Annotated in this window: 19 protein-coding genes and 5 pseudogenes; 11 read left to right on the top strand and 13 right to left on the bottom strand. The window is 54.7% G+C overall.

All coding sequences use genetic code 11. The features are described from left to right. The first annotated feature begins 55 nt into the window (after positions 1 to 55). Positions 56 to 955, top strand: coding sequence for a LysR family transcriptional regulator (locus tag JNO11_RS02820; protein WP_061901752.1), 900 nt, complete (start codon positions 56 to 58; stop codon positions 953 to 955). Between the two features lie 428 nt (positions 956 to 1,383). Here JNO11_RS02820 and JNO11_RS02815 read toward each other — a convergent pair whose 3' ends face one another. From JNO11_RS02815 to pdhR, 8 genes and pseudogenes are all read right to left on the bottom strand, one after another. Then, on the bottom strand, positions 1,384 to 2,313 hold the full coding sequence (locus JNO11_RS02815) for an Rpn family recombination-promoting nuclease/putative transposase (protein ID WP_325176910.1): 930 nt from the start codon (positions 2,311 to 2,313) through the stop codon (positions 1,384 to 1,386). A gap of 237 nt (positions 2,314 to 2,550) precedes the next feature. Beyond that, positions 2,551 to 2,668, bottom strand: a pseudogene (locus JNO11_RS02810) (subtype I-E CRISPR-associated endonuclease Cas1); the annotation flags it as partial. Between the two features lie 53 nt (positions 2,669 to 2,721). Next, on the bottom strand, positions 2,722 to 3,147 hold the full coding sequence (locus JNO11_RS02805) for a type II toxin-antitoxin system HicB family antitoxin (RefSeq protein WP_325176909.1): 426 nt from the start codon (positions 3,145 to 3,147) through the stop codon (positions 2,722 to 2,724). Between the two features lie 26 nt (positions 3,148 to 3,173). Next, a complete protein-coding gene (locus JNO11_RS02800; protein ID WP_010253953.1) occupies positions 3,174 to 3,353 on the bottom strand; it encodes a type II toxin-antitoxin system HicA family toxin in 180 nt (59 codons plus the stop codon). 183 nt (positions 3,354 to 3,536) lie between these two features. After that, positions 3,537 to 4,962 (bottom strand): annotated as a pseudogene (gene lpdA / locus JNO11_RS02795) (dihydrolipoyl dehydrogenase). Between the two features lie 160 nt (positions 4,963 to 5,122). Continuing rightward, positions 5,123 to 7,024, bottom strand: coding sequence for a pyruvate dehydrogenase complex dihydrolipoyllysine-residue acetyltransferase (aceF, locus tag JNO11_RS02790; RefSeq protein WP_010671838.1), 1,902 nt, complete (start codon positions 7,022 to 7,024; stop codon positions 5,123 to 5,125). 14 nt (positions 7,025 to 7,038) lie between these two features. After that, the gene (aceE, locus tag JNO11_RS02785; protein ID WP_010253944.1) at positions 7,039 to 9,705 is read right to left on the bottom strand and encodes a pyruvate dehydrogenase (acetyl-transferring), homodimeric type; all 2,667 of its coding nucleotides are present in this window, start codon (positions 9,703 to 9,705) and stop codon (positions 7,039 to 7,041) included. A gap of 103 nt (positions 9,706 to 9,808) precedes the next feature. Then, on the bottom strand, positions 9,809 to 10,573 hold the full coding sequence (gene pdhR / locus JNO11_RS02780; RefSeq protein WP_010253942.1) for a pyruvate dehydrogenase complex transcriptional repressor PdhR: 765 nt from the start codon (positions 10,571 to 10,573) through the stop codon (positions 9,809 to 9,811). A gap of 515 nt (positions 10,574 to 11,088) precedes the next feature. Between pdhR and aroP the strand changes: the two genes are divergently transcribed. From aroP to JNO11_RS02765, 3 genes and pseudogenes are all read left to right on the top strand, one after another. Further along, positions 11,089 to 12,444 carry an aromatic amino acid transporter AroP gene (gene aroP / locus JNO11_RS02775; RefSeq protein WP_033756570.1) on the top strand — a complete coding sequence of 452 codons (1,356 nt, stop codon included), beginning with the start codon at positions 11,089 to 11,091 and terminating at the stop codon, positions 12,442 to 12,444. A gap of 199 nt (positions 12,445 to 12,643) precedes the next feature. Further along, complete coding sequence (locus JNO11_RS02770; protein WP_061703635.1) at positions 12,644 to 14,056, top strand: MFS transporter; 1,413 nt, start codon at positions 12,644 to 12,646, stop codon at positions 14,054 to 14,056. Next, positions 14,053 to 15,013, top strand: a pseudogene (locus JNO11_RS02765) (family 43 glycosylhydrolase). Before JNO11_RS02770 ends, JNO11_RS02765 begins: the two are co-directional and overlap by 4 nt. Here the strand turns inward: JNO11_RS02765 and ampE are convergent. Both ampE and ampD read right to left on the bottom strand, forming a co-directional pair. Continuing rightward, positions 14,995 to 15,849, bottom strand: a complete 855-nt coding sequence (gene ampE, locus JNO11_RS02760; RefSeq protein ID WP_022625416.1) for a beta-lactamase regulator AmpE — start codon at positions 15,847 to 15,849, stop codon at positions 14,995 to 14,997. The pseudogene JNO11_RS02765 and the gene ampE overlap by 19 nt on opposite strands. A 16-nt stretch (positions 15,850 to 15,865) precedes the next feature. Then, on the bottom strand, positions 15,866 to 16,417 hold the full coding sequence (ampD, locus tag JNO11_RS02755) for a 1,6-anhydro-N-acetylmuramyl-L-alanine amidase AmpD (protein WP_325176908.1): 552 nt from the start codon (positions 16,415 to 16,417) through the stop codon (positions 15,866 to 15,868). 197 nt (positions 16,418 to 16,614) lie between these two features. Here ampD and nadC point away from each other — a divergent pair, with 197 nt between their 5' ends. From nadC to hofC, 4 genes and pseudogenes are all read left to right on the top strand, one after another. Next, on the top strand, positions 16,615 to 17,511 hold the full coding sequence (gene nadC, locus JNO11_RS02750; RefSeq protein WP_010253926.1) for a carboxylating nicotinate-nucleotide diphosphorylase: 897 nt from the start codon (positions 16,615 to 16,617) through the stop codon (positions 17,509 to 17,511). Between the two features lie 174 nt (positions 17,512 to 17,685). After that, complete coding sequence (gene ppdD / locus JNO11_RS02745; protein WP_325176907.1) at positions 17,686 to 18,141, top strand: prepilin peptidase-dependent pilin; 456 nt, start codon at positions 17,686 to 17,688, stop codon at positions 18,139 to 18,141. Then, positions 18,128 to 19,514, top strand: a pseudogene (gene gspE, locus JNO11_RS02740) (type II secretion system protein GspE). The gene ppdD and the pseudogene gspE overlap by 14 nt, the downstream one beginning before the upstream one ends. Further along, positions 19,507 to 20,706, top strand: coding sequence for a protein transport protein HofC (hofC, locus tag JNO11_RS02735; protein WP_325176906.1), 1,200 nt, complete (start codon positions 19,507 to 19,509; stop codon positions 20,704 to 20,706). The pseudogene gspE and the gene hofC overlap by 8 nt, the downstream one beginning before the upstream one ends. 25 nt (positions 20,707 to 20,731) lie before the next feature. On the opposite strand, the gene JNO11_RS02730 is transcribed toward hofC, so the two are convergent. Next, on the bottom strand, positions 20,732 to 21,772 hold the full coding sequence (locus tag JNO11_RS02730) for a GMP reductase (RefSeq protein WP_033780586.1): 1,041 nt from the start codon (positions 21,770 to 21,772) through the stop codon (positions 20,732 to 20,734). 234 nt (positions 21,773 to 22,006) lie between these two features. Between JNO11_RS02730 and coaE the strand changes: the two genes are divergently transcribed. Genes coaE through yacG form a run of 3 tightly spaced genes read left to right on the top strand, consistent with a single transcriptional unit; the run spans position 22,007 to position 23,569 of the window. Next, positions 22,007 to 22,615: a dephospho-CoA kinase gene (gene coaE, locus JNO11_RS02725; RefSeq protein ID WP_010253911.1), complete on the top strand. Its 609-nt coding sequence runs from the start codon at positions 22,007 to 22,009 to the stop codon at positions 22,613 to 22,615. A gap of 4 nt (positions 22,616 to 22,619) precedes the next feature. Next, entirely contained in the window at positions 22,620 to 23,363 is a 744-nt protein-coding gene (gene zapD / locus JNO11_RS02720) for a cell division protein ZapD (protein ID WP_033756556.1), read from the top strand. An 8-nt stretch (positions 23,364 to 23,371) separates the two neighbouring features. Next, complete coding sequence (gene yacG, locus JNO11_RS02715) at positions 23,372 to 23,569, top strand: DNA gyrase inhibitor YacG (RefSeq protein ID WP_010253903.1); 198 nt, start codon at positions 23,372 to 23,374, stop codon at positions 23,567 to 23,569. Positions 23,570 to 23,604: 35 nt separating this feature from the next. Here the strand turns inward: yacG and mutT are convergent, their stop codons facing one another. Beyond that, positions 23,605 to 24,000 carry an 8-oxo-dGTP diphosphatase MutT gene (gene mutT, locus JNO11_RS02710; RefSeq protein ID WP_010253900.1) on the bottom strand — a complete coding sequence of 132 codons (396 nt, stop codon included), beginning with the start codon at positions 23,998 to 24,000 and terminating at the stop codon, positions 23,605 to 23,607. A gap of 155 nt (positions 24,001 to 24,155) precedes the next feature. Then, positions 24,156 to 26,865, bottom strand: a pseudogene (gene secA, locus JNO11_RS02705) (preprotein translocase subunit SecA). Between the last annotated feature and the right edge of the window lie 29 nt (positions 26,866 to 26,894).

Genomic DNA, 26,894 nt, shown 5'->3' with positions numbered 1-26,894 from the left:
CCGATGAATAACGCTATTTTTAGCACTAAATAATTTAATTTTTAGATGAGTGAGCATGTACAAGACAACACTAGAACAGTGGTATCTGCTCGACGCAGTAGTGAATGAGGGGAGTTTTGCGCTGGCAGCGGAGAAGAACAATCGCAGCCAGTCCTCACTGAGTTATCAGCTGAGCCTGTTACAGCAGCGGCTGGGTTTGACCCTATTACAGCAGGAGGGCCGCCGCGCTGTCCTGAGTGCAGAGGGACATCAGTTGCTGGCACAGGTGCGTCCGCTGCTGGAGGGATTCGGCGCGCTTGAGGCGCAGGCCAGTGCACTGCAACGCGGCGAGCGTTCGCGCATCGATCTGATGGTCGATGCGACTCTACCCAAACCCTTGCTATTCGATGTGCTTCAGACCTTTCAGCAACGCTATCCGCATGTCCGCATCTGGTTTAGCGAAATCGTCCGAAGCGAAACGCCTGACAGACTGGCGGAAAATCAGGCTGATCTCTGGCTGGTAGCGCAATATGGTGACACGCCGTTAGCAGGCGAAAGCCTGATGAGTGTCGATTTCGTCGCCGTCGCCCATCGCGACCACCCGCTGCACCGCGAATCCGCCCCGCTTAATGCTGCTACGCTGGCACGCTGGCCCTGCATTACCATTCTGGATCGTCAGCAACAGCAGCAGTCGGAGGTCAATGGCGATCAGGCGGAGAACTGGTCATTCACGACGCTGTCGGCAGCCATTGAAGCGGTCCAGCATCAGTTAGGTTATGGCTGGCTGCCGGAACAGAATATCGCAGCGCTGTTAGAGAGCGGTGAGCTCCGTCCCCTGCCGCTGCTGCAGGGCCGCCGACGCAGTAGTTCGCTGGTGATGTATATCAATGAAGAAAGACTACCCGGCAACAGCGCCATTACTGCCCTGGCACAGATGTTTATTGAACGAGTGGCTGCATGGGAGATGCGTGGTTAGATGAAGGTTAGCTTGCTGCCTAATCTTCTGAGAATTTGACTGTCAGAGTGCCACCGTCCAGCATCCCATATTGTGTTTTATCGGGTTTACTGGAAACAGTGAAAGGGATAAGCCAGACCTTAGCCGAACCCTGAATTTTAGCATCCAGGAAGGTTATGCCCTGCTGATCTGCAGCCCTCTTCGCTTCCTCCCAGGAGCGCCACCTATCCTGATGTTTCAGCCAGGAGACCCGGTAATTTTGTCATAACAGTCGAATTGCTTTGTGATGAGTTTCGGGAATGGCAGAAAAGCACGCTCGTACTTATAGTCAGTTAACCCGGGAGACTGCATCAGCGCACTGTCTGATGAGCAGCGCCTGCGTTTCATTAAATTTGTTAAGCCCTGTAGTGCAGGGCTTTACGTTGCCGAGCCGTTTTCTGACATCAAAATCAGTGACGGATCTGTGAAAGTTCATCTTCTGAGAGACCGGTCATTTTCATGACGGTGTTACGGTCGATGCCGTTCTGCAGCATAGTGCGGGCAACCTCGAGTTTGCCTTCATTTCGGCCTTTCTCGATTCCACGCTGTTCACCAAGCTGAATACCTTTCTCGATGCCCTTCTGCTCCAGCTGCTGTGCGATGGTCATAAGTGCGTCTCCGTGTTGCGGCACTCGCTGTGCCAGTTCGCGCACGAAGGCTTCGGAGTCAGCCGACTCGCCTGCCTGCAGTAAATAGTGTATCAGCGCTGTTACCTGGGGTGAAGAAAGATAATCAGCCATCAGTAACGTGGCCAGCCGATCGGTGAGAGTCGCGATGTCACGCTGATGAATGTGCTTCTGTAACAGCGTCAGCGCCGCCATGCTGCGGTGCCCCATGATTTCCTCATCCGAGATCACCGTGACATCCACCAGTGGAAAGGCGCTGCCATAGAGGTTTTCCGCCAGCGAAGGGTCTTCAAATTCGTCGAGCCAGCGTGTTGAATACGGATAAGGGCTGCGTTTGCCGGTATAGAACAGTACCGGTATAACCAGCGGCAGCTGCTTATGGCCCGCTTCAAGGTGGCGGTGCATAGCCGCCACAGCGTATCGCATCAGCCTGAATGCCATATGCCTGTCCGGCGTAGACTGATGCTCAACCAGGACGTGTATGTACCCATCCCCGTTACTGGTCTTCAGGCTGTAGAGGATATCGCTGAAATACTGGCGAAGATCGTCTTCAACGAACGAACCGGATTCAAGTTTCAGGGTGCTGAGGTCGCATATAGCGCGCAGTTCGGCGGGCAGATGCAGTTCCATGAAGTCGCGGGCAATGTCCGGCTGTGAGAGAAACTGGCGGAAAGTGGCATCGTGAGGTGTGGGAGTGCTGTTCTTTTTTTTCATCGGGCCTGACTCTGATATTCACATTCGTAGGGGATCACAGGCCAGATGTCTGGCCACCTCCATCATCAATGCGGTTTATCCCCGCTTGAGCGGGGAACACTCTTAATGTATGTAGCTGTAAAATATGATGATTTTACCTTCATAAAAAAAATCACCACTAAATTCACGTATTTAAAGATCAGTAACTCACTGATTTATAAGAGTCAGGAAGAGAATCAGCAGCAGTCCATCCAGATTCACCGGAATATGCATTCTTACGCCGGTTTTATCAATCTGGATAAAAGCATCATCAAAGACATCAACCTGACCATACGGGAGAAAGATCATAGCAACGGCTTAAGGGGTAAAAACTCATAAACGGTGCCTTTTGATTCCTCTGCCACCAATAAATTTAGCTATCGCTCAGACTTACTTTTGAGGCCTGTTAATCGGAGCAGTAATACGCTCAAGCGCTACCTGAGCCAGAAAGCCCGAGCGACTTTTGTATTCCGGGTGTGAAGCCACACAACGATCAATCCGATCAATTAACGACCTGGGTAAAGTGACATTGATTTTTTCAGAGCCGCCCAGCAAACGAATGACATCTACATCAACCAATGCCCAGATATAACCCTGATAGTCAGGATTCGTGGCCAGAGTCTCAATGGTGGACACGGCAGCGATCTCATGACCGAGCTCTACACATAATTCGATATGCCCTGTGATAGCCTCTTTGGCGTTTTTAATGGCTTCATCAAGAGTATCCCCGGCAGAGAAACACCCTGGTAAATCGGGAACGATTACGCCGTATGCGTGTTCGTGATCACCCGCTTCAATCGCGATTGGATAAAACATATTTATACCTCTACGGGCAAGCGGGATTAAATTCTCGCTTGTTTCCTGATGCTCTTTACCGTACCGATCGGTAAGTCTTTTTTAGGATGGGGTACTGTAACCAGCCCCGGTTTTGTCGGATGTGTGAAATGGTGATGGCTACCGTTTATCCCTGTCAGAACCCAGCCATCAGCCTTCATTTCGGAAATTAACGTGCTGCTATCCATCCCTGTGTCCTGTCGCGTCCCGATGAAAGCACGATAACTCTAATAACTCTCACAGGCAACGTTTTCAGGGTTATTGGGGTTACCTTTAGTCTTAACCCAAATCGATTCTTGCCATACAGCACCAAACTCCAGGCGAAAAAAAAGCCCCCCATAACGGGAGCTTTCTTCTTTAGTAGCAGAAAGTTATTTCTTCTTCGCTTTCGCGTTAGGCAGATCGGTGATGCTGCCTTCGAAGATTTCTGCCGCCAGACCGACTGACTCATGCAGGGTCGGGTGAGCGTGGATGGTCAGCGCAATATCTTCCGCATCACAACCCATCTCAATCGCCAGACCGATTTCGCCTAACAGCTCGCCGCCGTTAGTACCGACAATCGCGCCACCAATAATCCGGTGCGTCTCTTTGTCGAAAATCAGTTTGGTCATACCGTCTGCACAATCAGAAGCGATAGCACGGCCTGAGGCTGCCCACGGGAAGGTGGAGGTCTCGTAGCTGATGCCCTTCTCTTTCGCTTCTTTCTCGGTCAGACCGACCCAGGCAACTTCTGGCTCAGTATAGGCAATTGAAGGGATCACTTTCGGATCGAAGTAGTGCTTCAGACCGGAGATCACTTCTGCCGCAACGTGGCCTTCGTGCACGCCTTTGTGCGCCAGCATTGGCTGACCGACGATGTCGCCGATAGCATAGATGTGTGGCACGTTGGTGCGCATCTGCTTGTCGACGCGAATGAAGCCGCGATCGTCCACTTCCACGCCCGCTTTACCGGCATCCAGACCTTTACCGTTCGGCACACGGCCGATCGCCACCAGCACCGCGTCGTAACGCTGCGCTTCGCCTGGTGCTTTTTTTACCTTCCATTGAAACGTAAATGCCATCGTCTTTTGCTTCAACGGCGGTCACTTTGGTTTCCAGCATCAGGTTAAATTTCTTGCTGATTTTCTTGGTAAAGACTTTCACCACGTCTTTATCCGCAGCCGGGATAACCTGGTCGAACATCTCAACCACATCAATCTCTGAACCCAGCGCATGATAAACCGTCGCCATTTCCAGACCGATGATGCCGCCGCCCATGACCAGCAAGCGCTTCGGCACTTCTTTCAGTTCCAGCGCATCGGTAGAGTCCCAGACGCGTGGATCTTCATGTGGAATGAATGGCAGTTCGATTGGACGTGAACCCGCAGCGATAATGGCATTATCGAAGTTGATGGTGGTCGCGCCGCCTTCTCCTTCAACCACCAGGGTGTTAGCACCGGTGAATTTGCCAAGGCCGTTAACCACGGTGACTTTACGACCTTTTGCCATTCCTGACAGGCCGCCAGTCAACTGGTTGATAACCTTCTCTTTCCAGCTGCGAATCTTGTTGATATCAGTAGATGGCTGGCCAAACACAATGCCGTGCTCTTCAAGGGCTTTCGCCTCTTCAATCACTTTAGCAACGTGCAGCAGCGCTTTAGATGGGATACAACCGACGTTCAGACAAACACCACCCAGGGTGCTGTAACGCTCTACCAGTACGGTTTCCAGACCTAAATCCGCACAACGGAAGGCTGCAGAGTAACCTGCAGGACCTGCCCCAAGTACTACGACCTGGGTTTTAATCTCTGTACTCATCATGACCTCTTAATTGATATCCGGCGGGTCAGACTTTCTTATAATGCCCTTGTTCCACCGGGACTTTCACCGCAAGAGTTTACAGAATTGTTAACAAACTGCCAACCGCGGCGCGACGAATCGTTACAGGAAGGCCGGCTTACGCCGGCCTTCTTTACATTTACATAACTAAACGACGAATGTCAGACAACATATTGCCGATGATGGTGATGAATCGCGCACCATCAGCACCGTCGATTACGCGGTGGTCGAAGGAGAGAGAAATCGGCATCATCAGACGCGGAGTAAACTCTTTACCGTTCCACACCGGCTCCATCGCCGATTTAGAGACACCCAGGATAGCGACTTCCGGCGCGTTCACGATCGGCGCGAAGTGCGTGGTGCCCAGGCCGCCCAGGCTGGAGATGGTGAAACATCCGCCCTGCATGTCGCCCGCTGTCAGCTTACCGTCACGCGCTTTCTTCGAAATCGCCATCAGTTCACGAGACAGCTCGGTGATGCCTTTCTTGTTCACGTCTTTAAAGACCGGAACCACCAGGCCATTTGGCGTATCAACCGCCACACCGATGTTGATATATTTTTTCAGCGTCAGTTTCTGCGCATCTTCAGACAGCGAGCTGTTGAAGCGTGGCATCTGCTCAAGCGCCGCCGCGACCGCTTTCATGATGAACACCACCGGGGTGTACTTCACATCCAGCTTACGCTTCTCTGCTTCAGCATTCTGCTGCTTACGGAAGGCTTCCAGATCGGTGATATCGGTTTTGTCGAAATGCGTAACGTGCGGGATCATTACCCAGTTACGGCTCAGGTTCGCGCCAGAAATTTTCTGGATACGACCCAGTTCGACTTCTTCGATTTCGCCAAACTTACTGAAATCAACTTTCGGCCATGGCAGCATGCCTGGCAGACCGCCGCCGCTGGCTGCAGCTGGTGCCGCTTCAGCGCGTTTCACGGCCTCTTTCACGTAAGTCTGCACGTCTTCTTTCAGAATGCGACCTTTACGGCCGGTGCCTTTGACTTTCGCCAGGTTAACTCCGAACTCGCGCGCCAGGCGACGGATCACCGGGGTAGCGTGAACGTAAGCGTCGTTCTCTGCGAACTCACCTTTGCTTTCCGCTTTAGCTGGAGCGGGTGCCGCGGCTTTAGCTTCAGATTTGGCAGCAGGGGCCGGTGCGGCTTCCTGTTTCGCGGCCGCAGGGGCAGCCGGAGCAGCACCTTCGACTTCGAACACCATGATCAGTGAGCCGGTGCTGACTTTATCGCCGGTCGCCACTTTCAGCTCTTTGACGGTACCTGCAAACGGCGCAGGCACTTCCATAGAGGCTTTGTCGCCTTCAACCACAATCAGTGACTGCTCAGCTTCAACTTTGTCGCCGACTTTGACCAGTATCTCGGTAACTTCAACTTCATCACCGCCGATATCCGGAACGTTAACGTCTTTGGCGCCTGCAGCCGCGGCAGGTGCCGATGCCGCTTCTTCTTTCACTTCTGGCTTCGCGTCAGAGGCCGGTGCTGCGCCTTCTGCTTCAAAGACCATGATGGCTGAACCGGTGCTGACCTTGTCGCCGGTGGAAATAGTGATCTCTTTGACCACACCCGCGAACGGAGCCGGGACTTCCATCGACGCTTTATCGCCTTCCACCACAATCAGTGACTGCTCGGCTTCGACTTTGTCGCCAACCTTAACCAGAATCTCAGTGACTTCAACTTCGTCACCGCCGATATCCGGCACAGCCACTTCTTTGCTGGCAGTGGCCGCAGCAGCGGCTGGCGCTGGCGCCGCGTCCGCTTTTTTCTCTTCGGCGGCGGCAGGTGCTGCTTCCGCAGCGCCTTCAGCATCAAACACCATGATCAGTGAGCCGGTCTCAACTTTGTCACCGGTAGAGATTTTGATCTCTTTCACTACGCCAGCCTGCGGCGACGGCACTTCCATTGAGGCTTTGTCGCCTTCCACGGTGATCAGCGACTGCTCGGCTTCCACCTTGTCGCCAACTTTCACCAGAATCTCGGTGACTTCAACTTCGTCAGACCCGATATCCGGTACCTTAATTTCGATAGCCATTACTCTATTACCTCTTAAGCCAGACGCGGGTTAACTTTATCGGCATCGATATTGAATCGGGTGATCGCGTCGGCCACCACTTTCTTCTCGATCTCGCCGCGTTTAGCCAGCTCACCCAGCGCGGCAACCACCACATAAGATGCATCAACTTCAAAGTGATGACGCAGGTTCTCACGGCTGTCAGAGCGACCAAAGCCATCGGTACCCAGCACGCGATAATCGCTGGCCGGGACATAGCTACGAACCTGCTCAGCGAACAGTTTCATGTAGTCGGTTGAGGCGACAGCAGGTGCGTCGTTCATCACCTGAGCGATGTAAGGTACGCGCGCTTCTTCTGTCGGATGCAGCATGTTCCAGCGCTCACAATCCTGGCCATCACGTGCCAGTTCAGTGAACGAGGTGACGCTGTAGACATCAGAGCCGATACCGTAATCTTTCGCCAGGATCTGCGCAGCTTCACGCACATGACGCAGGATAGAACCTGAGCCCAGCAGCTGCACTTTGCCTTTGCTGCCGTCTACCGTTTCCAGTTTGTAGATACCCTTACGGATACCCTCTTCTGCACCAGCGGGCATTGCTGGCATATGGTAGTTTTCGTTCAGCGTGGTGATGTAGTAGTAAACGTTCTCCTGCGCTTCGCCATACATACGCACCAGACCGTCATGCATGATGACAGCCACTTCATAGGCGTAAGAAGGATCGTAGGAGATACAGTTCGGGATAGTCAGCGACTGAATGTGGCTGTGACCATCTTCATGCTGCAGACCTTCGCCGTTCAGGGTAGTACGACCTGAGGTGCCGCCGACCAGGAAGCCGCGCGCCTGTTGGTCGCCCGCCAGCCACATCAGATCGCCGATACGCTGGAAGCCGAACATCGAGTAATAGATGTAGAACGGGATCATCGGCAGGTTGTTGGTGCTGTAAGAGGTCGCCGCAGCCAGCCAGGATGAACCTGCGCCCAGCTCGTTGATCCCTTCCTGCAGAATCTGGCCTTTCTCGTCTTCTTTGTAGTAAGCAACCTGCTCGCGGTCCTGCGGGGTGTACTGCTGACCGTTCGGGCTGTAGATACCAATCTGACGGAACAGACCTTCCATACCAAAGGTGCGCGCTTCATCGGCGAGGATCGGAACCAGGCGATCTTTGATCGACTTGTTCTTCAGCATCACGTTCAGGGCACGTACAAAGGCGATGGTGGTTGAGATCTCTTTGTTCTGCTCATCCAGCAGCGCACTGAACTCTTCGAGTGCTGGCATTTCCAGCTTTTCAGTGAACTTCGGCTGACGTGTTGGCAGGTAGCCGCCTAACTTCTCACGCTGACCGTGCAGATACGTGTGCTCTTCAGAGCCCTTTTCAAAGGTCACGTACGGCAGTGATTCAATTTTGTCATCTGCGACTGGCACGTTGAAGCGATCACGGATATAGCGCACGCCATCCATGTTCATCTTCTTCACCTGGTGGGCAATGTTTTTGCCTTCCGCGGTGTCGCCCATACCATAACCTTTGATGGTATGCGCCAGGATCAGTACTGGCTTGCCTTTGGTGTCCTGCGCTTTTTTCAGTGCCGCGTAGATTTTCTTCGGATCGTGGCCGCCACGGTTCAATGCCCAGATTTCATCATCGGACAGATCTTTAACCAGCGCGGCGGTTTCCGGATATTTACCAAAGAAGTGCTCACGCACATAGGCACCATCACGGGATTTGAAGGTCTGGTAGTCGCCGTCGACGGTTTCGTTCATCAGCTGAATCAGCTTGCCGCTGGTATCTTTGCGCAGCAGCTCATCCCAGCGACCGCCCCAGATGACCTTGATCACTTCCCAGCCAGCGCCGGCAAAGATGCCTTCCAGCTCGTTGATGATCTTGCCATTACCGGTAACCGGGCCATCCAGACGCTGCAGGTTGCAGTTGATGATGAAGACCAGGTTATCCAGTTTTTCACGGGTCGCGATGGTGATCGCGCCTTTGGATTCTGGCTCATCCATCTCACCGTCACCCAGGAAGGCGTAAACGGTCTGAGCAGAGGTATCTTTCAGGCCACGGTGTTCCAGATACTTCAGGAACTTCGCCTGGTAGATAGCCGACAGCGGACCCAGACCCATTGATACGGTCGGGAACTGCCAGAATTCCGGCATTAATTTCGGGTGCGGATAAGAAGAGAGGCCTTTACCGTCAACTTCCTGACGGAAGTTATTCATCTGGTCTTCGGTCAGGCGGCCTTCAAGGAACGCACGGGCATAGATGCCGGGAGAGATGTGGCCCTGGAAATAGACCAGATCGCCGCCATCCTTCTCACTGCGCGCGCGGAAGAAGTGGTTGAAGCACACTTCATAAATCGTCGCAGAAGACTGGAAGGAGGACATGTGGCCGCCGAGTTCCAGATCTTTCTTCGATGCGCGCAGCACCGACATGATGGCGTTCCAGCGAATTGCGGAACGGATACGACGTTCAAGAGAGGTATTGCCCGGATAATCGGGTTCATCTTCAACGGCAATAGAGTTGATGTAGTTGCTGATTGCAGAAGATCCTGCAGCCACGTTTACGCCGCCTTTGCGGGCTGCACCCAGTACCTGATCAATCAGATACTGTGCACGTTCAACACCTTCTTCACGGATGACCGATTCGATCGCCTGTAGCCAGTCACGAGTTTCAATCGGATCCACGTCATTGTGTAAACGTTCTGACATGGGTGTGTTCCTTATCTGTGTCTAATACGTTGAATAATCGGGAGCCTGTTAAAGCAGATGCAGGCAGGCTCGTCGCACATGTCCGTACGATCTTTGTCGCACGTTATTCCTTACGTTGCTGTAAACGACGCAGGGAGCGTTCTCGACGGCTCTGCTCCCGACTTCTGTCCAGCAAGATTTCCTCTATGAACGCCAGGTGACGGTGTGAAGCCTCGCGCGCTTTTTCTGGCTCACGAGCCACAATCGCCTCAAAGATTCTGGCGCGGTGACCGCTCACTTTTGCCAGCATTTCCCGGCGCGAGTAGAGCAATTCGAAATTCTGGCGAACGTTTTGTTCCAGCATAGGGCCCATTGAGCGTAGCAAATGTAAAAGCACAACATTATGGGCCGCTTCTGTGACAGCGATCTGATACTGCATCACTGCGTCCGCTTCGGCGTCTAAATCGCCGCTGTCCTGCGCCTGCTGGATATTCACATGGCAGTCGCGAATGCGCAGCAGGTCTTCCTCTGTGCCGCGCAGCGCCGCGTAATAGGCGGCGATGCCTTCTAAGGCATGGCGCGTTTCCAGCAGATCAAACTGTGATTCCGGATGGTCGGCGAGAAGCTCAACGAGTGGATCGCTTAAGCTTTGCCAGAGATTCTCCTGCACGAACGTTCCGCCACCCTGTCGGCGCAGCAATAATCCTTTGGCTTCTAAGCGCTGGATCGCTTCGCGGAGAGACGGACGTGAGACATCGAATTGTTTGGCGAGTTCGCGCTCAGGCAGCAGCTTCTCTCCCGGACGCAGGGTCCCTTCCATAATCAGCGATTCGAGCTGTTGCTCGATAGCGTCGGAGAGTTTAGGTTGGCGAATCTTACTGTAAGCCATCGTCCCTTCTTATTAAGCCAATCGTCCGGAGTAAATTGGTAATACCAATTGCAAAGAGGTGCCGGTAAAGTAACAAAGTATTCACCTTGTGTCTATATGGTGTCTGCGACATTCACCTGCCCCCAAAGCCTGTGCTGGCGCTAACTTGCGGTTAAAAAAATGAAAAATTCGCGTTACCGCAAATGTTAAATAATTTCACTTTTACCAAACCTTACACCCGCTTAGCGCGTTAGCGCAGCGGCAGACATAAGTGAAAGCTATTCGTCATTAACGGAATTTCATGGCAGAAGTTGCTGTGGGCAGACGTGACCAGGACGGCGTTTTTTCAGTCAACTCTCAGCACGAAAGGCGAAAGCAGGTGCAAAGCGATTCGCTTATCACTATTCTTGTCGCCAGGGTAGCAGATGGCACTATTCAGCACGCCAGATACCGTAAAATAATCAATACGTTATTGTAACTACTTCATTACAGCGTCCTGCGCTGCGAACGAAGAATAAAAACATCACGAGGTTTGTATGGAACAACAGCAAGGCGAAGCGCTGAAACGTGGTCTCAAGAACCGCCATATTCAGCTCATCGCGCTGGGTGGTGCAGTGGGAACCGGCCTGTTTCTGGGCAGTGCATCGGTCATTGAATCCGCCGGACCGGCCGTAATTCTGGGCTATGCGATTGCCGGTTTTATTGCCTTTTTAATCATGCGTCAGTTAGGCGAAATGGTCGTGGAAGAGCCGGTCGCCGGCAGCTTCAGTCACTTCGCGTATAAATACTGGGGCAACTTTGCAGGCTTCGCCTCGGGCTGGAACTACTGGGTGCTCTATGTGCTGGTCGCCATGGCGGAACTCACCGCCGTTGGCAAATATGTCCAGTTCTGGTGGCCAGACTTTCCGACCTGGGCTTCGGCTGCCATCTTCTTCGTGATGATTAACGCTATCAACCTGACCAACGTGAAAGTGTTTGGTGAGATGGAGTTCTGGTTCGCCATCGTTAAAGTGGTTGCGGTGATTGGCATGATCCTGTTCGGAGGCTGGTTGCTGTTCAGCGGTCACGCGGGTCCGCAGGCTACCGTGCGCAACCTGTGGGAACAGGGCGGATTTTTCCCGCATGGCATCGGCGGTCTGGTGATGGTCATGGCGATTATCATGTTCTCGTTTGGTGGTCTGGAGCTGGTAGGTATCACCGCCGCTGAAGCGGATAACCCGGAAGTGAGCATTCCAAAAGCGACCAACCAGGTGCTGTGGCGTATTCTGATTTTCTACATTGGTTCGCTGGCGGTGCTGCTGTCACTGATGCCGTGGACGCGTGTCACGTCAGAAGTCAGCCCGTTTGTCTTTATCTTCCACGAGCTGGGCGATGCCATGGTAGCGAATGCGCTCAACGTGGTCATCCTGACAGCGGCGCTGTCGGTCTATAACAGCTGCGTTTACTGTAACAGCCGTATGCTGTTTGGTCTGGCACAGCAGGGTAATGCGCCGAAAGCGCTGCTGAAGGTCGACCGTCGCGGTGTGCCGGTATTAACGATTCTGGTCTCTGCTGTCGCCACTGCGCTGTGTGTGCTGATCAACTATCTGATGCCGGGTGAAGCGTTTGGCCTGCTGATGTCGCTGGTCGTCTCTGCGCTGGTGATCAACTGGGCGATGATCAGCCTGGCGCACCTTAAGTTCCGTCGTAAGAAAGATAAGCAGGGCGTAACCACCCGCTTTAAAGCGCTGCTCTATCCGGCCGGTAACTGGATTTGCCTGATTTTCCTGGCGGCGATTCTGGTACTGATGGCGACCACGCCGGGCATGGCGATCTCTGTCTGGCTGATTCCGGTCTGGCTGGTCATTCTGGGCGTGGGTTACTTTATCAAGAACCAGACACAGAAAGCCTGATGCTTTACCACGTGCTGCGACCTCCTGGGGGGGTTGCAGCACGTCACCCGCGCCTCTCTGTCCGTCTCAACTGCCCCGATCCAGTTCACACTTCTCTCCCCGCAACTGTTTTGTCCATCTTCATAACGAATTACTCCCGTTCATCTCGCTGATTTCCTGCCAATAATTCCTGTTCACACTGGATGCGCAGGAGAAAACCATGAAAGGTACAGCCCTCCCGTTTCGGGAAAAACTGGGATATGGCATGGGCGATGCCGGATGCAACATGATTGGCGGTGCCATCATGCTGTTCCTGAACTACTTCTATACCGACGTTTTCGGCCTGGCCCCGGCGCTGGTGGGAACCCTGCTGCTCTCGGTCAGAGTGCTCGATGCGGTAACCGATCCGATTATGGGCGCGATCGCCGATCGCACCCAGAGTCGCTGGGGTCGCTTTCGTCCCTGGCTGCTGTGGGTTTCCGTACCTTACGTCGTGTTCAGCGTATTGATGTTCACCACGCCAGACTGGACCTATCACAACAAGGTGATCTGGGCCTTCGTCACCTACTTCCTGATGTCACTGACCTACACGGCGATTAACATTCCTTACTGCTCTCTGGGCGGCGTGATTACCAACGATCCCGGTGAGCGCGTCTCCTGCCAGTCTTATCGCTTTGTCATGGTCGGCATCGCCACGCTGATACTCTCTCTGTCCCTGCTGCCGATGGCAGAGTGGTTCGGTGGCGAAGACAAAGCGCGCGGCTACCAGATGGCGATGGCGGTACTGGCAACCATTGGCCTGGCGATGTTTCTGTTCTGCTTTGCCACGGTACGTGAACGTATCCGCCCTGCCGTGCCGAGCAATGATGACCTGAAAAAAGATCTGCGTGACGTCTGGAAGAATGACCAGTGGGTACGCATTCTGCTGCTGACGTTCTGTAACGTCTGTCCCGGCTTCATCCGTATGGCGGCCACCATGTATTACGTGACCTGGGTCATGGGCCAGTCGACGCACTTCGCCACGCTGTTTATCAGCCTGGGTGTGATTGGCATGATGGTCGGCAGCACGCTGGCGAAATTGCTCACCGATCGCTGGTGCAAACTCAAAGTCTTCTTCTGGACCAATATCGCGCTGGCACTCTTCTCCAGCGGTTTCTACTGGATCGATCCCCACGCCACCGTGATGGTCGTGATCGCCTACTTTGTGCTGAATATCCTGCATCAGATCCCCTCTCCGCTGCACTGGTCACTGATGGCCGATGTGGATGACTACGGCGAATGGAAAACCGGCAAACGCATCACCGGCATCAGCTTCTCCGGCAACCTGTTCTTCCTCAAGGTGGGACTGGCGGTTGCCGGTGCGATGGTCGGCTTTCTGCTGTCGATCTATGGCTACAATGCGGGCGCTAAGCAGCAGTCACCTGAGGCGATTAACGGCATCATGCTGCTGTTCACCATTATTCCTGGCGTCGGCTATCTGATTACCGCAGGTGTGGTACGACTGATGAAGGTCGACCGCAAAATGATGATTACCATCCAGCAGGATCTCGCGCTGCGCCGCGAAAACTTCCATGAGTTACACACCGTTCGCCTGCGCGACGGTGTTGTCACGCCAACCGGAGATGTTAAATGACCGCAATCTTGCCGAATCCTTTTATCGAGCAGCGTGCCGACCCCTTTATCCTGCGCCATGAACAGTTCTATTACTTTGTAGCATCGGTGCCGGAGTATGACCGGCTGGAGATCCGTCGCGCCACGACGCTGGCTGGCCTGCGCAGCGCCGAGCCGGTAGTCGTCTGGCGCAAGCCCGAGAGCGGCCCCTTTAGCGAGTTAATCTGGGCACCTGAGCTGCACTACATTGACGGACAGTGGGTCATCTATTTCGCGGCAGCACCGACGCGTGAAATCAAAGAGGGACTGTTTCAGCACCGGATGTATGCGCTGGTGTGTGAGGCGGAAGATCCGCTGCAGGGCGATTGGCAGCCCTGCCGCCGGGTCTTCAGCCAGTTCGACAGCTTCTCACTGGATGCCACCCACTTCGTGCATCAGGGTAAAAACTGGTATCTCTGGGCGCAGAAAGATCCATTGATTCCCGGCAACTCTAACCTCTATCTGGCTGAGCTGCTTAATCCCCTGGACGCTGAAAGGCACGCCGGTGATGCTGAGCCGGCCAGAATATGAGTGGGAGTGCGCAGGCTTTAGCGTTAATGAAGGACCGGCGGTTATCCGTCACGGGGATCGGCTGTTTGTGACCTACTCTGCCAGCGCCACCGATGAGAATTACTGTCTGGGGATACTGTCGATTGCTGCTGATGCCGATCCGCTTGATGTCGCCGCATGGCAAAAGTCTGCACGGCCGGTATTTGTCTCCAGCTGGGACAACCATCAGTATGGGCCGGGTCACAACAGTTTTACCCAGGATGAGGCGGGACGCGACGTGCTGGTGTACCACGCGCGTAACTACACTGAAATTGAAGGCGATCCGTTATGGGATCCGAACCGCCATACCCGACTGAAATATTTCAGCTGGCGGGAAGATGGCACGCCTGATTTCGGCGTGCCGCCTGCCGATTACACCAGCGTGCCGTAAATCGTCAGCAACGCGACAGCGACCACCAGTACCAGTGAGGTACGTTTCGCTAACGCCACGGCAACCCGTGGCGTTTCGACTTTATCGGTGTGCGGATCGCGTGACAGTGAGAACTGCGCCAGGGTCGTCAGCACCTGATACTGAGAACGATGCCGATCGGTCAGCGAAGCAAACCAGGCGGGCAGCGCTTTCTCGCCATGACCCAGCAGGGCGTAAGCCACACCCGCCAGCCGCGCCGGGATCCAGTCGAGAAGATGCAGAATGGCATCCACGCCAGATTGTGAACGCGCCATCGGTGTTCCATGCTTTGCCAGCCAGCCTTGCCAGGCCCGCAGAAAAGCGTAACCCACCAGCAGCACCGGCCCCCACGGACCGCCTACCACCAGCCAGAACATTGGCGCAAGGTAGAAACGGAAGTTTATCCAGATCAGGGCATTCTGCAGCTCACGCAGGAACTCGCGCTCGCTGCATTCCACCGGCACGCCATGAATCAGCGTCAGTTCAGCCGCCATCGCCTGATGCGCAGCGTCGTCATCATGACTGGCCGCTTTCAGGTAGCTGTGGTAGTGCTGTCGCACCGACCCGGCACCGATACAGAGCAGTCCGGCAACAATCCAGAAGAGCAGTTGCAGCACGCCAAACAGCAGCCCTTTCAGACTCCAGATCACCAGCGCGGTCAGCGCCATCGCCAGCACGGTCATCAGCAGGGTACGCATCATTGAGAAATGGTGGCGCTGGCGAAAGATCGGCTCCAGCCGGTGTTCGAGCTGCCAGTGCTCGCCCAGTTTAAACAGGCGCTCCCAGCCTAAAACCAACAACAAGGTAAACAACGTCATACTGACTCCGCAAAAATCAGGATTTTTGCTGCGTTAACAGCTGTTTGTAGTAGTCCCAGTCAAAAGCAGGTCCGGGATCGGTTTTGCGTACCGGTGCGATGTCACTGTGCCCCGTGATACGTGCAGGCGTTAACGGGTAGTGTTGCAGCAGTAATTGCGTCACCTGCTGCAAGGCCCGATATTGCGCCTCGCTATAAGGCTCACTGTCTGTCCCTTCCAGTTCGATGCCTATGGAGAAGTCGTTGCAGTTCTCACGTCCTTCGAACTGCGAAACGCCTGCATGCCAGGCGCGTTTATCAAAGGGGACATACTGCACGATCTCCCCGTCACGACGAATCAGGCAGTGTGCCGCCACTTTCAGCGCGGCGATATCCGCAAAATAGGGATGGGCATCGGGCGGTAAGGTGCCGGTGAACAGTTTATCGATCCATGGCCCGCCAAATTCACCGGGTGGCAGGCTGATATTGTGGATCACCAGCAGTGAAGGTACCTCATTATCAGGGCGTTCGTTGCAATGCGGCGACGGCACATGACGCACGCAGGTCAGCCAGCCCTGTTTGATTTTCATAGCGGTTTTCCTTATTTCACCTGGCTGAGAATAGCATGAATAATAAAGGATTCTTGCTTCTTAGTGTGCCGGTCTGATGACATTCACGCACTGCGTGTTAAGGATACTAAACAAAATGCTATCAGTTGCTGGAACCGAATGGCGGTTCAGGCTATTGTGACCGCCTCTGTCATTTCCCTTTCTGGAGTAAAACGCCTATGTCATCCCGTGGTTATGATCCCGACAGCCGTCGTCAGGCGCTGATTAAACGCATTGAAAGTGACATTCCGGATAGTGTTGCGCTGGCGTTAAAAGAGGATCTCGGAGGCAAGATCGACGCTGACCGCGATATCACCGCGCAGCTGTTACCCGCCGATACCCAGGCCGATGCGCAGGTCATCACCCGCGAAGCCGGTGTTTTCTGTGGTAAACGCTGGGTTGAAGAGGTGTTCATTCAGCTCGGCTCAAACGCGACCCTGATCTGGCATGTCGAAGATGGTGATCAGATCGAGGCTGACCAGCTGCTGTTTGAAATCGAGGGGCCTGCCCGGCTGCTGCTGACCGCCGAGCGAACGGCGCTTAATTTTGTGCAGACGCTCTCAGGCGTTGCTACCGAAGTCAGCCGCTATGTCGCGCTGCTGGCGGGAAGCCAGACGCAACTGCTGGACACGCGTAAAACCCTGCCCGGACTGCGGACTGCGCTGAAATATGCCGTGTTGTGCGGCGGTGGCAGCAATCATCGGCTGGGCCTCTCTGACGCTTATCTCATCAAAGAGAACCATATTATTGCCAGCGGCTCGATTCGGCAGGCAGTGGAAAGAGCGCAATGGCTGCAGCCCGATGTGCCGGTTGAAGTTGAGGTGGAATCGCTGGAGGAGTTACGTCAGGCGCTGGAAGCGGAAGCCGATATCGTGATGCTGGATAACTTTAGCCTGGAAGCGATGCGTGCCGCCGTCGAACTTAATCAGGGTCGGGCGTTGCTGGAGGTCTCCGGTAACGTCACCGAAACCACCCTGCCACAGATCGCCCTGACCGGTGTGGACTATGTTTCGGTTGGCGCGCTGACCAAACATGTGCGGGCGCTGGATCTCTCGATGCGCTTTAAACAAAAATAGCCTGCCTCGCCGTCACTCAACACGGCGATTTTGCGACCCTGCTTCCGGCGCAGTTTCGACTGCGCTGTAAGTCCGAAATCTGTTCACATCACGCTTTCCAGTTTGCCCATCTCTGCCTGTCTTTCACTGCCGCCGCTTTTTAACCTGTCGCCTTCTTAATACGGAGACGATGTGATGAATTATCAACGTGGATTTACGCTGGTTGAACTGATGATTGTGGTGGGTATTGTGGCAATCTTAAGTGCCATCGGCCTGCCCGCTTATCAAAATTATCTGCAGCGTGCTGCCCTAACTGACATGCTGCAAACCATGGTGCCCTATAAAACCGCTGTTGAGCTTTGCGCCATGGAGCGCGGCGGCCCGACGCAGTGCCAGGCCGGAGAAGCGGGTATTCCTGCTGCCAGGGGATCGCGCTATGTCTCGGCACTGAGCGTGACCAACGGGGTCATTACGCTGACCGGCCAGGAGAGCCTGAATGGGCTGAGCGTTGAAATGCTGCCGCTCTGGGACAACACCGAGGGCGGCATCAGTTGGCAACGCAGCTGCACCAGCAGCAACAATAGCCTGCGTGACAATTGCCTGCAGCAGTTCCGCTTTGCGGATAAAGGAGCCAGCGATGAGCAAGCCTGATGAGGCGATCGCGGCATTATGTCAGCGCTATCGCGCCCTGGTTTTGCACCATGATGCCAGCCAGCTGCGTGTTGCCGTCGCGGAGAGCGTGCCGCCAGGGCTGGCTGAAGCCCTCCATTTTGCCAGCCAGTGTCAGATTGAAATTGAATGCTGGCCGCAGGCCCGGCTCGACCAGCTTCAGCACGCTGACACACCGCTGGTGGCGCGCGAAGAGGCACCAGCAGAATCAGCGATCGAAGCGACACAGCTGATTCTGCGTCAGGCGCTGGAGCGTCGCGCCTCTGATGTCCATATCGAACCCGGCCGTGATGGCCTGCGGGTGCGTCTGCGTATCGATGGTGTATTGCACCCCCTATCTTCCCTGCCCGCCACCCATCCTGCTGCGCTGCTGGCGCGACTGAAGATCCTCGGCGGACTGGATATCGCCGAACGCCGGTTACCGCAGGATGGTCAGTTCAGTCTGGAGATCGCCGGTAAACCTGCCTCTTTTCGCCTGGCGACCTTACCCATCTACGGTGGTGAGAAAGCGGTGGTCCGGCTATTGCAGAGTGAAAGCGCGGCGCTGTCGCTGGATAAGCTCGGCTTACCCGCCGCGCAGTTGCGCCTGTTCTGCGCCGCGCTGGCGCAGCCGCAGGGGCTGATTCTGGTCACCGGGCCTACCGGCAGCGGCAAGACGTTTACGCTCTATAGCGGACTCAGTGCCCTGAATACGCCGGAAAAAAATCTGTGCAGCGTTGAAGATCCGATTGAGATCCCCCCTGCCCGGCATTAACCAGACGCAGATCCATGCTAAAAACGGCCTCGATTTTAACCGCGTGCTGCGGGCGCTGCTGAGGCAGGATCCGGACGTGATCATGGTCGGGGAGATCCGCGATGCTGAAACGGCGGAGATTGCGGTTAAAGCGGCACAGACCGGACATCTGGTGCTTTCGACTCTGCATACCAACTCCACCGCTGAGACTCTGACCCGTCTGCGACAGATGGGCATTCCCGGTTATCTTCTGGGGTCGGCGCTGAAACTGATTGTTGCTCAGCGCCTGGTTCGACGCCTCTGTCCCCACTGTCGTCAGCCCGCTCAGGCGGTGGCGCACTATCCTGCGGAACTCTGGCCCGGTACCTTGCAAACCTGGCGAGCTCCCGGCTGCGACCACTGTTTTTCCGGCTATTTTGGCCGGCTGGCGCTGTTTGAACTGCTGCCGATCAATGCCAGGCTGCAAAATGCGATCGCCGCCGAAATGCCGCTGGAGAATTTGCTCAGCCTGGCGAAACAGCAGGGATTACGCACCCTGCTGGTGTCCGGCCTTGAGGCAGTAAGCCGGGGCGATACCTCGCTGGAAGAGATGCAACGGGTGATTGGGCTGGACGATGGCTGATGCGTCTTTATTTCGCTGGCAGGCGGTCGATAGCCAGGGCCAGTTAGTCAGTGGCCAGCTACTGGCTATCGACAGTGATAACCTGCTGCTGATGCTGGCGCAGCGCGATCTTCTGCCGGTGAGCTGGAAGCGAGAAAAAGTGTGGCGTCAGAGGGAGTGGAAGTGGCAGCACAAAACCGATCTGATTCGTCAGCTGGCAACCCTGCTCAAAGCGGGACTGCCGCTGGCAGAGAGTCTGGCTTTGCTGGCTGAGGGCCATCCGCATGCAGGCTGGCGTGCTCTGATGCTTGTCCTGCATCATCGGGTACTCAGCGGTGCCCCTTTTTCGCAGGCTTTACGTGAATGGCCGCAGATTTTTCCGGCACTCTATCCGGCCCTGATGGAGGTGGGCGAACTGACCGGTCAGTTGGATACCTGTTGCAGTGAGCTGGCCCGGCAGCAGATCCGGCAACAGCAGTTATGGCATCAGGTGGCGAAGGCGCTGCGTTATCCTCTGTTCATTCTACTGGTGGCGATTGCGGTCACCTGCGGCATGCTGCTGTTCGTTCTGCCAGAGTTCGTTGCCGTTTATGACTCCTTTGATGCCCCCCTGCCCGCCTTTACGGCAGCGGTAATGCAGTTATCTGCCGCGCTTCAGGAGTGGGGAGCTGTGTTAGCCATCGGCGTATCGCTGATGCTGGTGGTGTGGCATCAGTTACGACGACGCTCTGCGGGCTGGCAGCGCCGTGAGCAGGCGATTTTCCTGCGCATCCCGCTGCTTTCCGGGTTATGGCGTGGCACACAGCTGACGCAGATCTACACCATTCTGAATCTGACACAGCGCGCCGGGTTAACTTTGCTACAGGGACTGGCTGCCGTTGAAGTGACGCTCTCATCATTGCTATGGCGGGAAGCAATGGCCGGACTGCAGCAGCACATTGCTCAGGGGAATCCTCTGCATCAGGCGCTGATGCATCATCCGCTATTCACACCATTATGCGGTCAGCTGGTTCGCGTCGGCGAAGAGGCGGGCGCGCTGGATTTAATGCTGGCTCGTCTGGCGGAATGGCATGAGGCAGAAACCCGTGAGCGCGCTGACACACTGGCTGCTTCGCTGGAACCGATGATGATGGTGGTGATTGGCGGCATTGTCGGCACGCTGGTGATTGCGATGTATCTGCCGGTGTTCGGGCTGGGTGATGCGATGCATTAAGGGGCGCAGGCTGCGCCCCGGATAACTATCGGTTGAAAACGCGGTTTTCCTGCTCATTAACCCGGATAAAGGTGGTGCGCTTGGTCAGCTCTTTCAGCCGCTCCGCCCCCACATAAGTGCAGGCGGAACGCAGTCCACCCAGGATATCGCGCGCGGTGTCAGCAACCGGGCCACGTAATGGCAGCTTCACCGTTTTACCTTCTGCTGCGCGATACTGCGCGACACCGCCAACGTGACGCTTCATCGCCGATTCGGAACTCATGCCGTAAAACAGCATAAAGCTTTCGCCATTCTCTTCGACCACCTGCCCTTCACACTCATCATGTGCCGCCAGCATGCCACCCAGCATCACGAAGTCGGCACCGCCGCCAAACGCTTTCGCAATATCGCCAGGCACTGAGCAGCCGCCATCACTGACAATCTGTCCGCTTAAGCCATGCGCCGCATCGGCACATTCAATGACAGCGGAAAGCTGCGGATAGCCCACGCCGGTTTTCACCCGGGTTGTACAGACCGAACCCGGACCAATGCCGACTTTGACGATATCCGCGCCAGAGAGAATCAGCTCTTCCACCATTTCGCCCGTTACCACGTTACCGGCACAGATGGTTTTAGCCGGGAAGGTTTCACGGGCGCGCTGCAGAAAATCAACAAAATGCTGAGAGTAACCGTTGGCCACGTCGATGCAGATAAACTGCAGATCGTCTGACAGCGCCATAATCGCAACCAGTTTATTGAGATCGGCCTCCGAGGTGCCGGTTGAAACCATCACATGTTTCAATACCGTCGCGGGGATGCGCTGAATAAACGCGCGCCACTCATCTACGCTGTAATGCTTATGGACTGCTGTAAGGATATTGAAGCTGGCCAGCGCCTCAGCCATTGAAAATGTGCCGACGGTATCCATGTTGGCGGCGATAATCGGTACGCCGCTCCAGCTCAGGCCCGAATGTCTGAAGGTAAAGCTGCGTTCCAGCTCAACCTGTGAGCGACTTTGCAGCGTGGAGCGTTTGGGGCGGATTAAGACATCTTTAAAGCCCAGTTTTAAATCTTCTTCAATACGCATAAACAGTGTCCTGGTAAGTGGCAATGAATCGTCGTTCACGAAGTAAGCACAGCTCCAGTGACGTTATGATACGCGCCTCTCGCTGCGCGACAAGACTGCGAATTTCACTTTATTTACGCTACAATCCGTTAAATTTAATTGTGCTTTATCGGTGTGATCTGACGCGCATTTTTGCGTTTTTTATACAGATCATTACCCTGAAGCCCTGTCGAAAAGAGAAGTCAGGTGAGAAACATGCCCTATATCGTCGCGCTTACAGGGGGGATCGGCAGTGGTAAAAGTACGATTGCCCAGGCATTCGCAGCGTCTGGCGTGGAAATTATTGATGCTGACCTGATAGCACGTGAAGTTGTCGAACCCGGCACACCCGCTTTGCAGGCCATTCAGGCGCGCTATGGCACGTCGATAGTAACTGATGAGGGGAAGCTTGATCGTAGCCGGCTTCGCGACATTATTTTTCAGCAGCCGGAAGAGAAAAGCTGGTTAAACGCGCTGCTGCATCCACTGATTAATGCCCGGACGCGTCAATTGATCGCCGAAGCCACCACACCTTATGTGCTCTGGGTGGTGCCGCTACTGGTGGAAAATCAGTTACAGCACCAGGCTGATCGGGTACTGGTGGTGGATGTTGATGAAGCAACGCAGTTAGCGCGCACCCGGCAGCGTGATCATCTTTCCGTCGCGCAGGCGAAACGCATTCTTGCCGCACAGGCGACGCGCCAGCAGCGCCTCGCCTGTGCCGATGACATTATTGATAACAGTGGCGAGCCCGACGACGCCTTGCCGCAGGTTGCCGAACTCCATCAGCGCTATCTCAGGCTGGCGGCAACGAAACAGGATTAATACCATGAGCACACCCGTTCTGTTTGAACACCCACTGAATGAAAAAATGCGAACCTGGTTACGGGTTGAGTTTTTGATCAATCAGTTAGATGAAATTGTCCCACTGGATAAAACCGTTAATGCGCTGACCTTTTTTCGCCTGATTAGCGAGCTGCTCGATATTTTTGAGCGGGGCGATATGCGTACTGAATTGTTAAAAGAGCTGGAGCGTCAGCAGCAAAAGTTACGTGCATGGGCTGATGTGCCAGGTGTTGATATGACGCTGGTTAATGCCCTGCGCGATAAACTCAAAATTCAGTCAACGCAGTTGATGAATGCCCCACGTATGGGCCAGCAACTCCGCGAGGACCGTCTGATTGCCCTGGTGCGGCAGCGTCTGAGCATCCCTGGAGGATGCTGCAGCTTTGATTTGCCAGGCCTGCACATCTGGCTCCATCTGCCGCAGGAAGCACGCGATGCGCAGGTCGAAGCCTGGATGCTGACGCTGGAGCCACTGCATCATGCGCTGGCGATGATACTGGATCTGATCCGCCAGTCCGGCGCGTTTCATGTGCAGACCAGCCTTAATGGTTTTTATCAGGATAATGCCGAAGGCGCCGATCTGCTGCGACTGCAGTTGTCGCTGGAGGATGCGCTCTATCCACAGGTGTCCGGACATAAAAGCCGCTACGCCATTCGTTTTATGCCGCTTGATAGTGAGCGTGGTGAAGTTCCGGCCCGCCTTAATTTTCAACTGGCCTGTTGTTAGAGGTAAAAATGCAGCAAGAAGTGATGACCGTTGCCTGTCCGCAGTGCGGCAAAGATGTGATCTGGGATGAACTCAGCCCTTGGCGCCCCTTTTGCAGTAAGCGCTGCCAGCTCATTGATTTAGGTGAGTGGGCAGCAGAAGAGAAACGCATTCCCAGCCGCGACGATATGAACGACAGTGACAACTGGAGTGAAGAAGATCGCTGACAGCCGAACCGGATGGGGCGCGCTGCCCCATCCGCTCAGAGTTCGCCGGCGATCAGACGCGCAATCAGCTGATGATTCGCGGGCGGAAACTCCTCCGCGACCAACGCATGCTGATCAACCCAACGCTGCGGCTGACCCTCTTTGCCCCACGGCTCTCCTTTCCACCCTTCAACCAGAAAGAAATGCAACGTCACGCGCAGATCGTCATAACTGTGGTCTGCATGACCAATCGGGCGTGCCTCGGTGACCTCAATCCCGGTCTCTTCCTGAAGTTCCCTTATCAATCCCTGTTCGGCGCTTTCGCCCGCTTCAATTTTACCGCCAGGAAACTCCCACTTGTTCGCCATGTAAGAGGTCGCCGCGCGCTGGGCAAGGAAAATTTGTTTACTGGCATTGCGAATGATGCCAACTGCAACCTGCAGGTGCTTCATGGAGACTATCCGGTAGTAATGGGTGAATGAAGCCTGATTTTAGAGCATGCCGTAGCGGATGTTAACCGCTTTAGCTCAGCGGAGTCGCTATTGCCTGGGTGGCAGAGACCATAAAAAAAGGAGCCAGCGGCTCCTTTTTTTATTAGCATTCAGTCTCAGGCGATGCGGCCATGACACTGCTTGTACTTTTTTACCGGAACCACATGGGCAGGGATCGTTGCGGCCGACTTTGCGTTCGCCACTCTGCTCCGCCACAGGCTCTGCGGCTGCCAGCAGATCCTCTTCAACATGGCTCAGCTGCTGTTGCTGTGCCAGACGTTCAGCTTCTTCGCGACGTTGTTGCTCCATCGCTTCAACTTCCTCTGGCATGCGCACCTGCACTTTGCTCAGTGTGCTGATCACTTCATATTTCAGTGATTCAAGCATCGCGGCAAACATGGCGAAGGATTCACGCTTGTACTCCTGCTTCGGGTCTTTCTGCGCATAGCCGCGCAGATGGATGCCCTGACGCAGATAGTCCATCGCGGCCAGATGCTCTTTCCACAGCGAATCCAGCGTCTGAAGCATCACGCCTTTTTCGAAGTTGCGCATCATTTCTGCGCCAACGATCTCTTCTTTCTCAGCGTAGCTTTCCATAGCATGGGTCATGATGCGCTCACGCAGCACTTCTTCATGCAGGTCAGGCTCTTTATCCAGCCACTCTGCAATCGGCAGGTTCAGATCAAAGTCAGTGCGCAGACGCTCTTCCAGGCCTGGCACGTCCCACATCTCCTCCAGCGACTGCGGCGGAATGTAAGTATCGATGGTGACTTTGTAGACGTCGTGGCGAATACTGTTGATGGTTTCGCTAACGTCAGACACATCCAGCAGCTCATTACGCTGACTGTAGATGGCACGACGCTGGTCATTAGCCACATCATCATATTCCAACAGCTGCTTACGAATATCGAAGTTACGGCTTTCAACTTTGCGCTGGGCATTGGCAATCGCTTTGGTGACCCACGGATGCTCAATCGCTTCGCCTGGCTTCATGCCCAATTTACGCATCATATTCGAGACGCGGTCTGAGGCAAAAATACGCATCAGCGCATCTTCCATCGACAGGTAGAAGCGAGAAGAACCGGCGTCACCCTGACGACCTGCACGACCACGCAGCTGGTTGTCGATACGACGCGATTCGTGACGCTCAGTACCGACGATGTGTAAACCACCTGACGCCAGAACCGCATCATGACGAATCTGCCATGCCGCTTTAATTTCTTCGATTTGCGCTTCAGTTGGCTCTTCCAGTTCGGCCACTTCAGCGTGCCAGCTGCCGCCCAGCATAATATCTGTACCACGTCCGGCCATGTTGGTGGCGATAGTGACCGCACCCGGCTGACCAGCCTGCGCCACGATATCCGCTTCGCGGGCGTGGAATTTGGCGTTCAGAACGTTATGTTTGATACCGGCACGGGTCAGTTCGTTAGAGACCACTTCTGATTTCTCAATCGAGATGGTTCCCACCAGCACCGGCTGACCATTGGCGGTGCGCTCACGGATATCTTCGATAATGGCATCGATCTTCTCTTTCTCGGTCATGTAGACCAGGTCAGCCAGATCTTTACGCACCATCGGACGGTTAGTCGGCACGACAATGGTGTCGAGCTTATAAATGGAGCTGAATTCAAATGCTTCGGTATCAGCGGTACCGGTCATACCGGCCAGCTTCTCGTAAATACGGAAGTAGTTCTGGAAGGTGATAGAGGCCAGCGTCTGGTTCTCGTTCTGGATCTCAACGCCTTCTTTCGCTTCAATCGCCTGATGCAGACCATCAGACCAGCGACGACCCTGCATGGTACGGCCGGTGTGTTCATCAACAATCACCACTTCGCCATCTTTCACGATGTAATCCACATCGCGGGTAAAGAGTGCGTGCGCACGCAGCGCCGCAGTGACGTGGTGCATCAGCATGATGTTGGTCGGAGAGTAGAGTGACTCGCCCGCTTCCATGATGCCCTCGCTGACCAGCAGCTCTTCCACTTTGACCAGACCGCGCTCAGACATGTGAGCCTGACGCGCTTTTTCATCGACCCAGAAGTCGCCTTCACCCTGATGGGTTTCGGTATCTTCTTTATCCTGGCGCACCAGATGAGGGATGATCTTGTTCACTTTGGTGTAAAGCTCAGAACTGTCTTCTGCAGGACCAGAGATGATCAGCGGCGTACGCGCTTCATCGATCAGGATGGAGTCGACCTCATCCACCAGCGCATAGTGCAGTTTACGCTGTACACGCTCTTCCGGGCTGAAAGCCATGTTGTCGCGCAGGTAGTCGAAGCCATATTCGTTGTTGGTGCCGTAGGTGATGTCTGCTGCGTAAGCTTCACGCTTTGCCACCGCCGGCAGGCCCGACATGTTGATACCAATGGTTAAACCAAGGAACTCAAACAGCGGACGGTTGTTTTCCGCATCACGCTGTGCCAGATAGTCGTTGACGGTAACCACGTGAACGCCTTTGCCGGACAGCGCGTTCAGATAGGCTGGCAGCGTTGCGGTCAGCGTTTTACCTTCACCGGTTCGCATCTCAGCAATGCAGCGATCGTTCAGCACCATACCGCCGATCAGCTGCACGTCGAAGTGACGCATCCCGAACACGCGTTTACTGGCTTCACGCACGGTTGCGAACGCTTCCGGGATCAGGCTTTCCAGCGATTCACCTTTTTTCAGGCGTTCGCGGAACAGATCCGTTTTAGCTTTCAGTTCATCATCAGAGAGCTTCTCAAAATCGGGCTCCATCTTATTGATGACGTCCACCACTTTACGCATACGACGCAGGGTACGATCGTTACTGCTACCAAAAACCTTGGTTAATATTTTGCTTAACATAATAAATATATTCTCAATTCAGCCGGAGC

It is taken from the genome of Pantoea sp. 1B4 (genome assembly GCF_016925765.1).
In the GTDB taxonomy this organism is placed as follows: domain Bacteria; phylum Pseudomonadota; class Gammaproteobacteria; order Enterobacterales; family Enterobacteriaceae; genus Pantoea; species Pantoea agglomerans.
The sequence above is the reverse complement of the archived record's forward strand: the minus strand, read 5'-3'. Positions and strand labels throughout refer to the sequence as shown.

Excerpts from the sequence above, each read along its gene's own strand:
- JNO11_RS02820 (WP_061901752.1), top strand. The coding sequence starts at position 56 with ATGTACAAGACAACACTAGAACAGTGGTATCTGCTCGACGCAGTAGTG.
- JNO11_RS02815 (WP_325176910.1), bottom strand. The coding sequence starts at position 2,313 with ATGAAAAAAAAGAACAGCACTCCCACACCTCACGATGCCACTTTCCGC.
- JNO11_RS02805 (WP_325176909.1), bottom strand. The coding sequence starts at position 3,147 with ATGTTTTATCCAATCGCGATTGAAGCGGGTGATCACGAACACGCATAC.
- JNO11_RS02800 (WP_010253953.1), bottom strand. The coding sequence starts at position 3,353 with ATGGATAGCAGCACGTTAATTTCCGAAATGAAGGCTGATGGCTGGGTT.
- aceF (WP_010671838.1), bottom strand. The coding sequence starts at position 7,024 with ATGGCTATCGAAATTAAGGTACCGGATATCGGGTCTGACGAAGTTGAA.
- aceE (WP_010253944.1), bottom strand. The coding sequence starts at position 9,705 with ATGTCAGAACGTTTACACAATGACGTGGATCCGATTGAAACTCGTGAC.
- pdhR (WP_010253942.1), bottom strand. The coding sequence starts at position 10,573 with ATGGCTTACAGTAAGATTCGCCAACCTAAACTCTCCGACGCTATCGAG.
- aroP (WP_033756570.1), top strand. The coding sequence starts at position 11,089 with ATGGAACAACAGCAAGGCGAAGCGCTGAAACGTGGTCTCAAGAACCGC.
- JNO11_RS02770 (WP_061703635.1), top strand. The coding sequence starts at position 12,644 with ATGAAAGGTACAGCCCTCCCGTTTCGGGAAAAACTGGGATATGGCATG.
- ampE (WP_022625416.1), bottom strand. The coding sequence starts at position 15,849 with ATGACGTTGTTTACCTTGTTGTTGGTTTTAGGCTGGGAGCGCCTGTTT.
- ampD (WP_325176908.1), bottom strand. The coding sequence starts at position 16,417 with ATGAAAATCAAACAGGGCTGGCTGACCTGCGTGCGTCATGTGCCGTCG.
- nadC (WP_010253926.1), top strand. The coding sequence starts at position 16,615 with ATGTCATCCCGTGGTTATGATCCCGACAGCCGTCGTCAGGCGCTGATT.
- ppdD (WP_325176907.1), top strand. The coding sequence starts at position 17,686 with ATGAATTATCAACGTGGATTTACGCTGGTTGAACTGATGATTGTGGTG.
- hofC (WP_325176906.1), top strand. The coding sequence starts at position 19,507 with ATGGCTGATGCGTCTTTATTTCGCTGGCAGGCGGTCGATAGCCAGGGC.
- JNO11_RS02730 (WP_033780586.1), bottom strand. The coding sequence starts at position 21,772 with ATGCGTATTGAAGAAGATTTAAAACTGGGCTTTAAAGATGTCTTAATC.
- coaE (WP_010253911.1), top strand. The coding sequence starts at position 22,007 with ATGCCCTATATCGTCGCGCTTACAGGGGGGATCGGCAGTGGTAAAAGT.
- zapD (WP_033756556.1), top strand. The coding sequence starts at position 22,620 with ATGAGCACACCCGTTCTGTTTGAACACCCACTGAATGAAAAAATGCGA.
- yacG (WP_010253903.1), top strand. The coding sequence starts at position 23,372 with ATGCAGCAAGAAGTGATGACCGTTGCCTGTCCGCAGTGCGGCAAAGAT.
- mutT (WP_010253900.1), bottom strand. The coding sequence starts at position 24,000 with ATGAAGCACCTGCAGGTTGCAGTTGGCATCATTCGCAATGCCAGTAAA.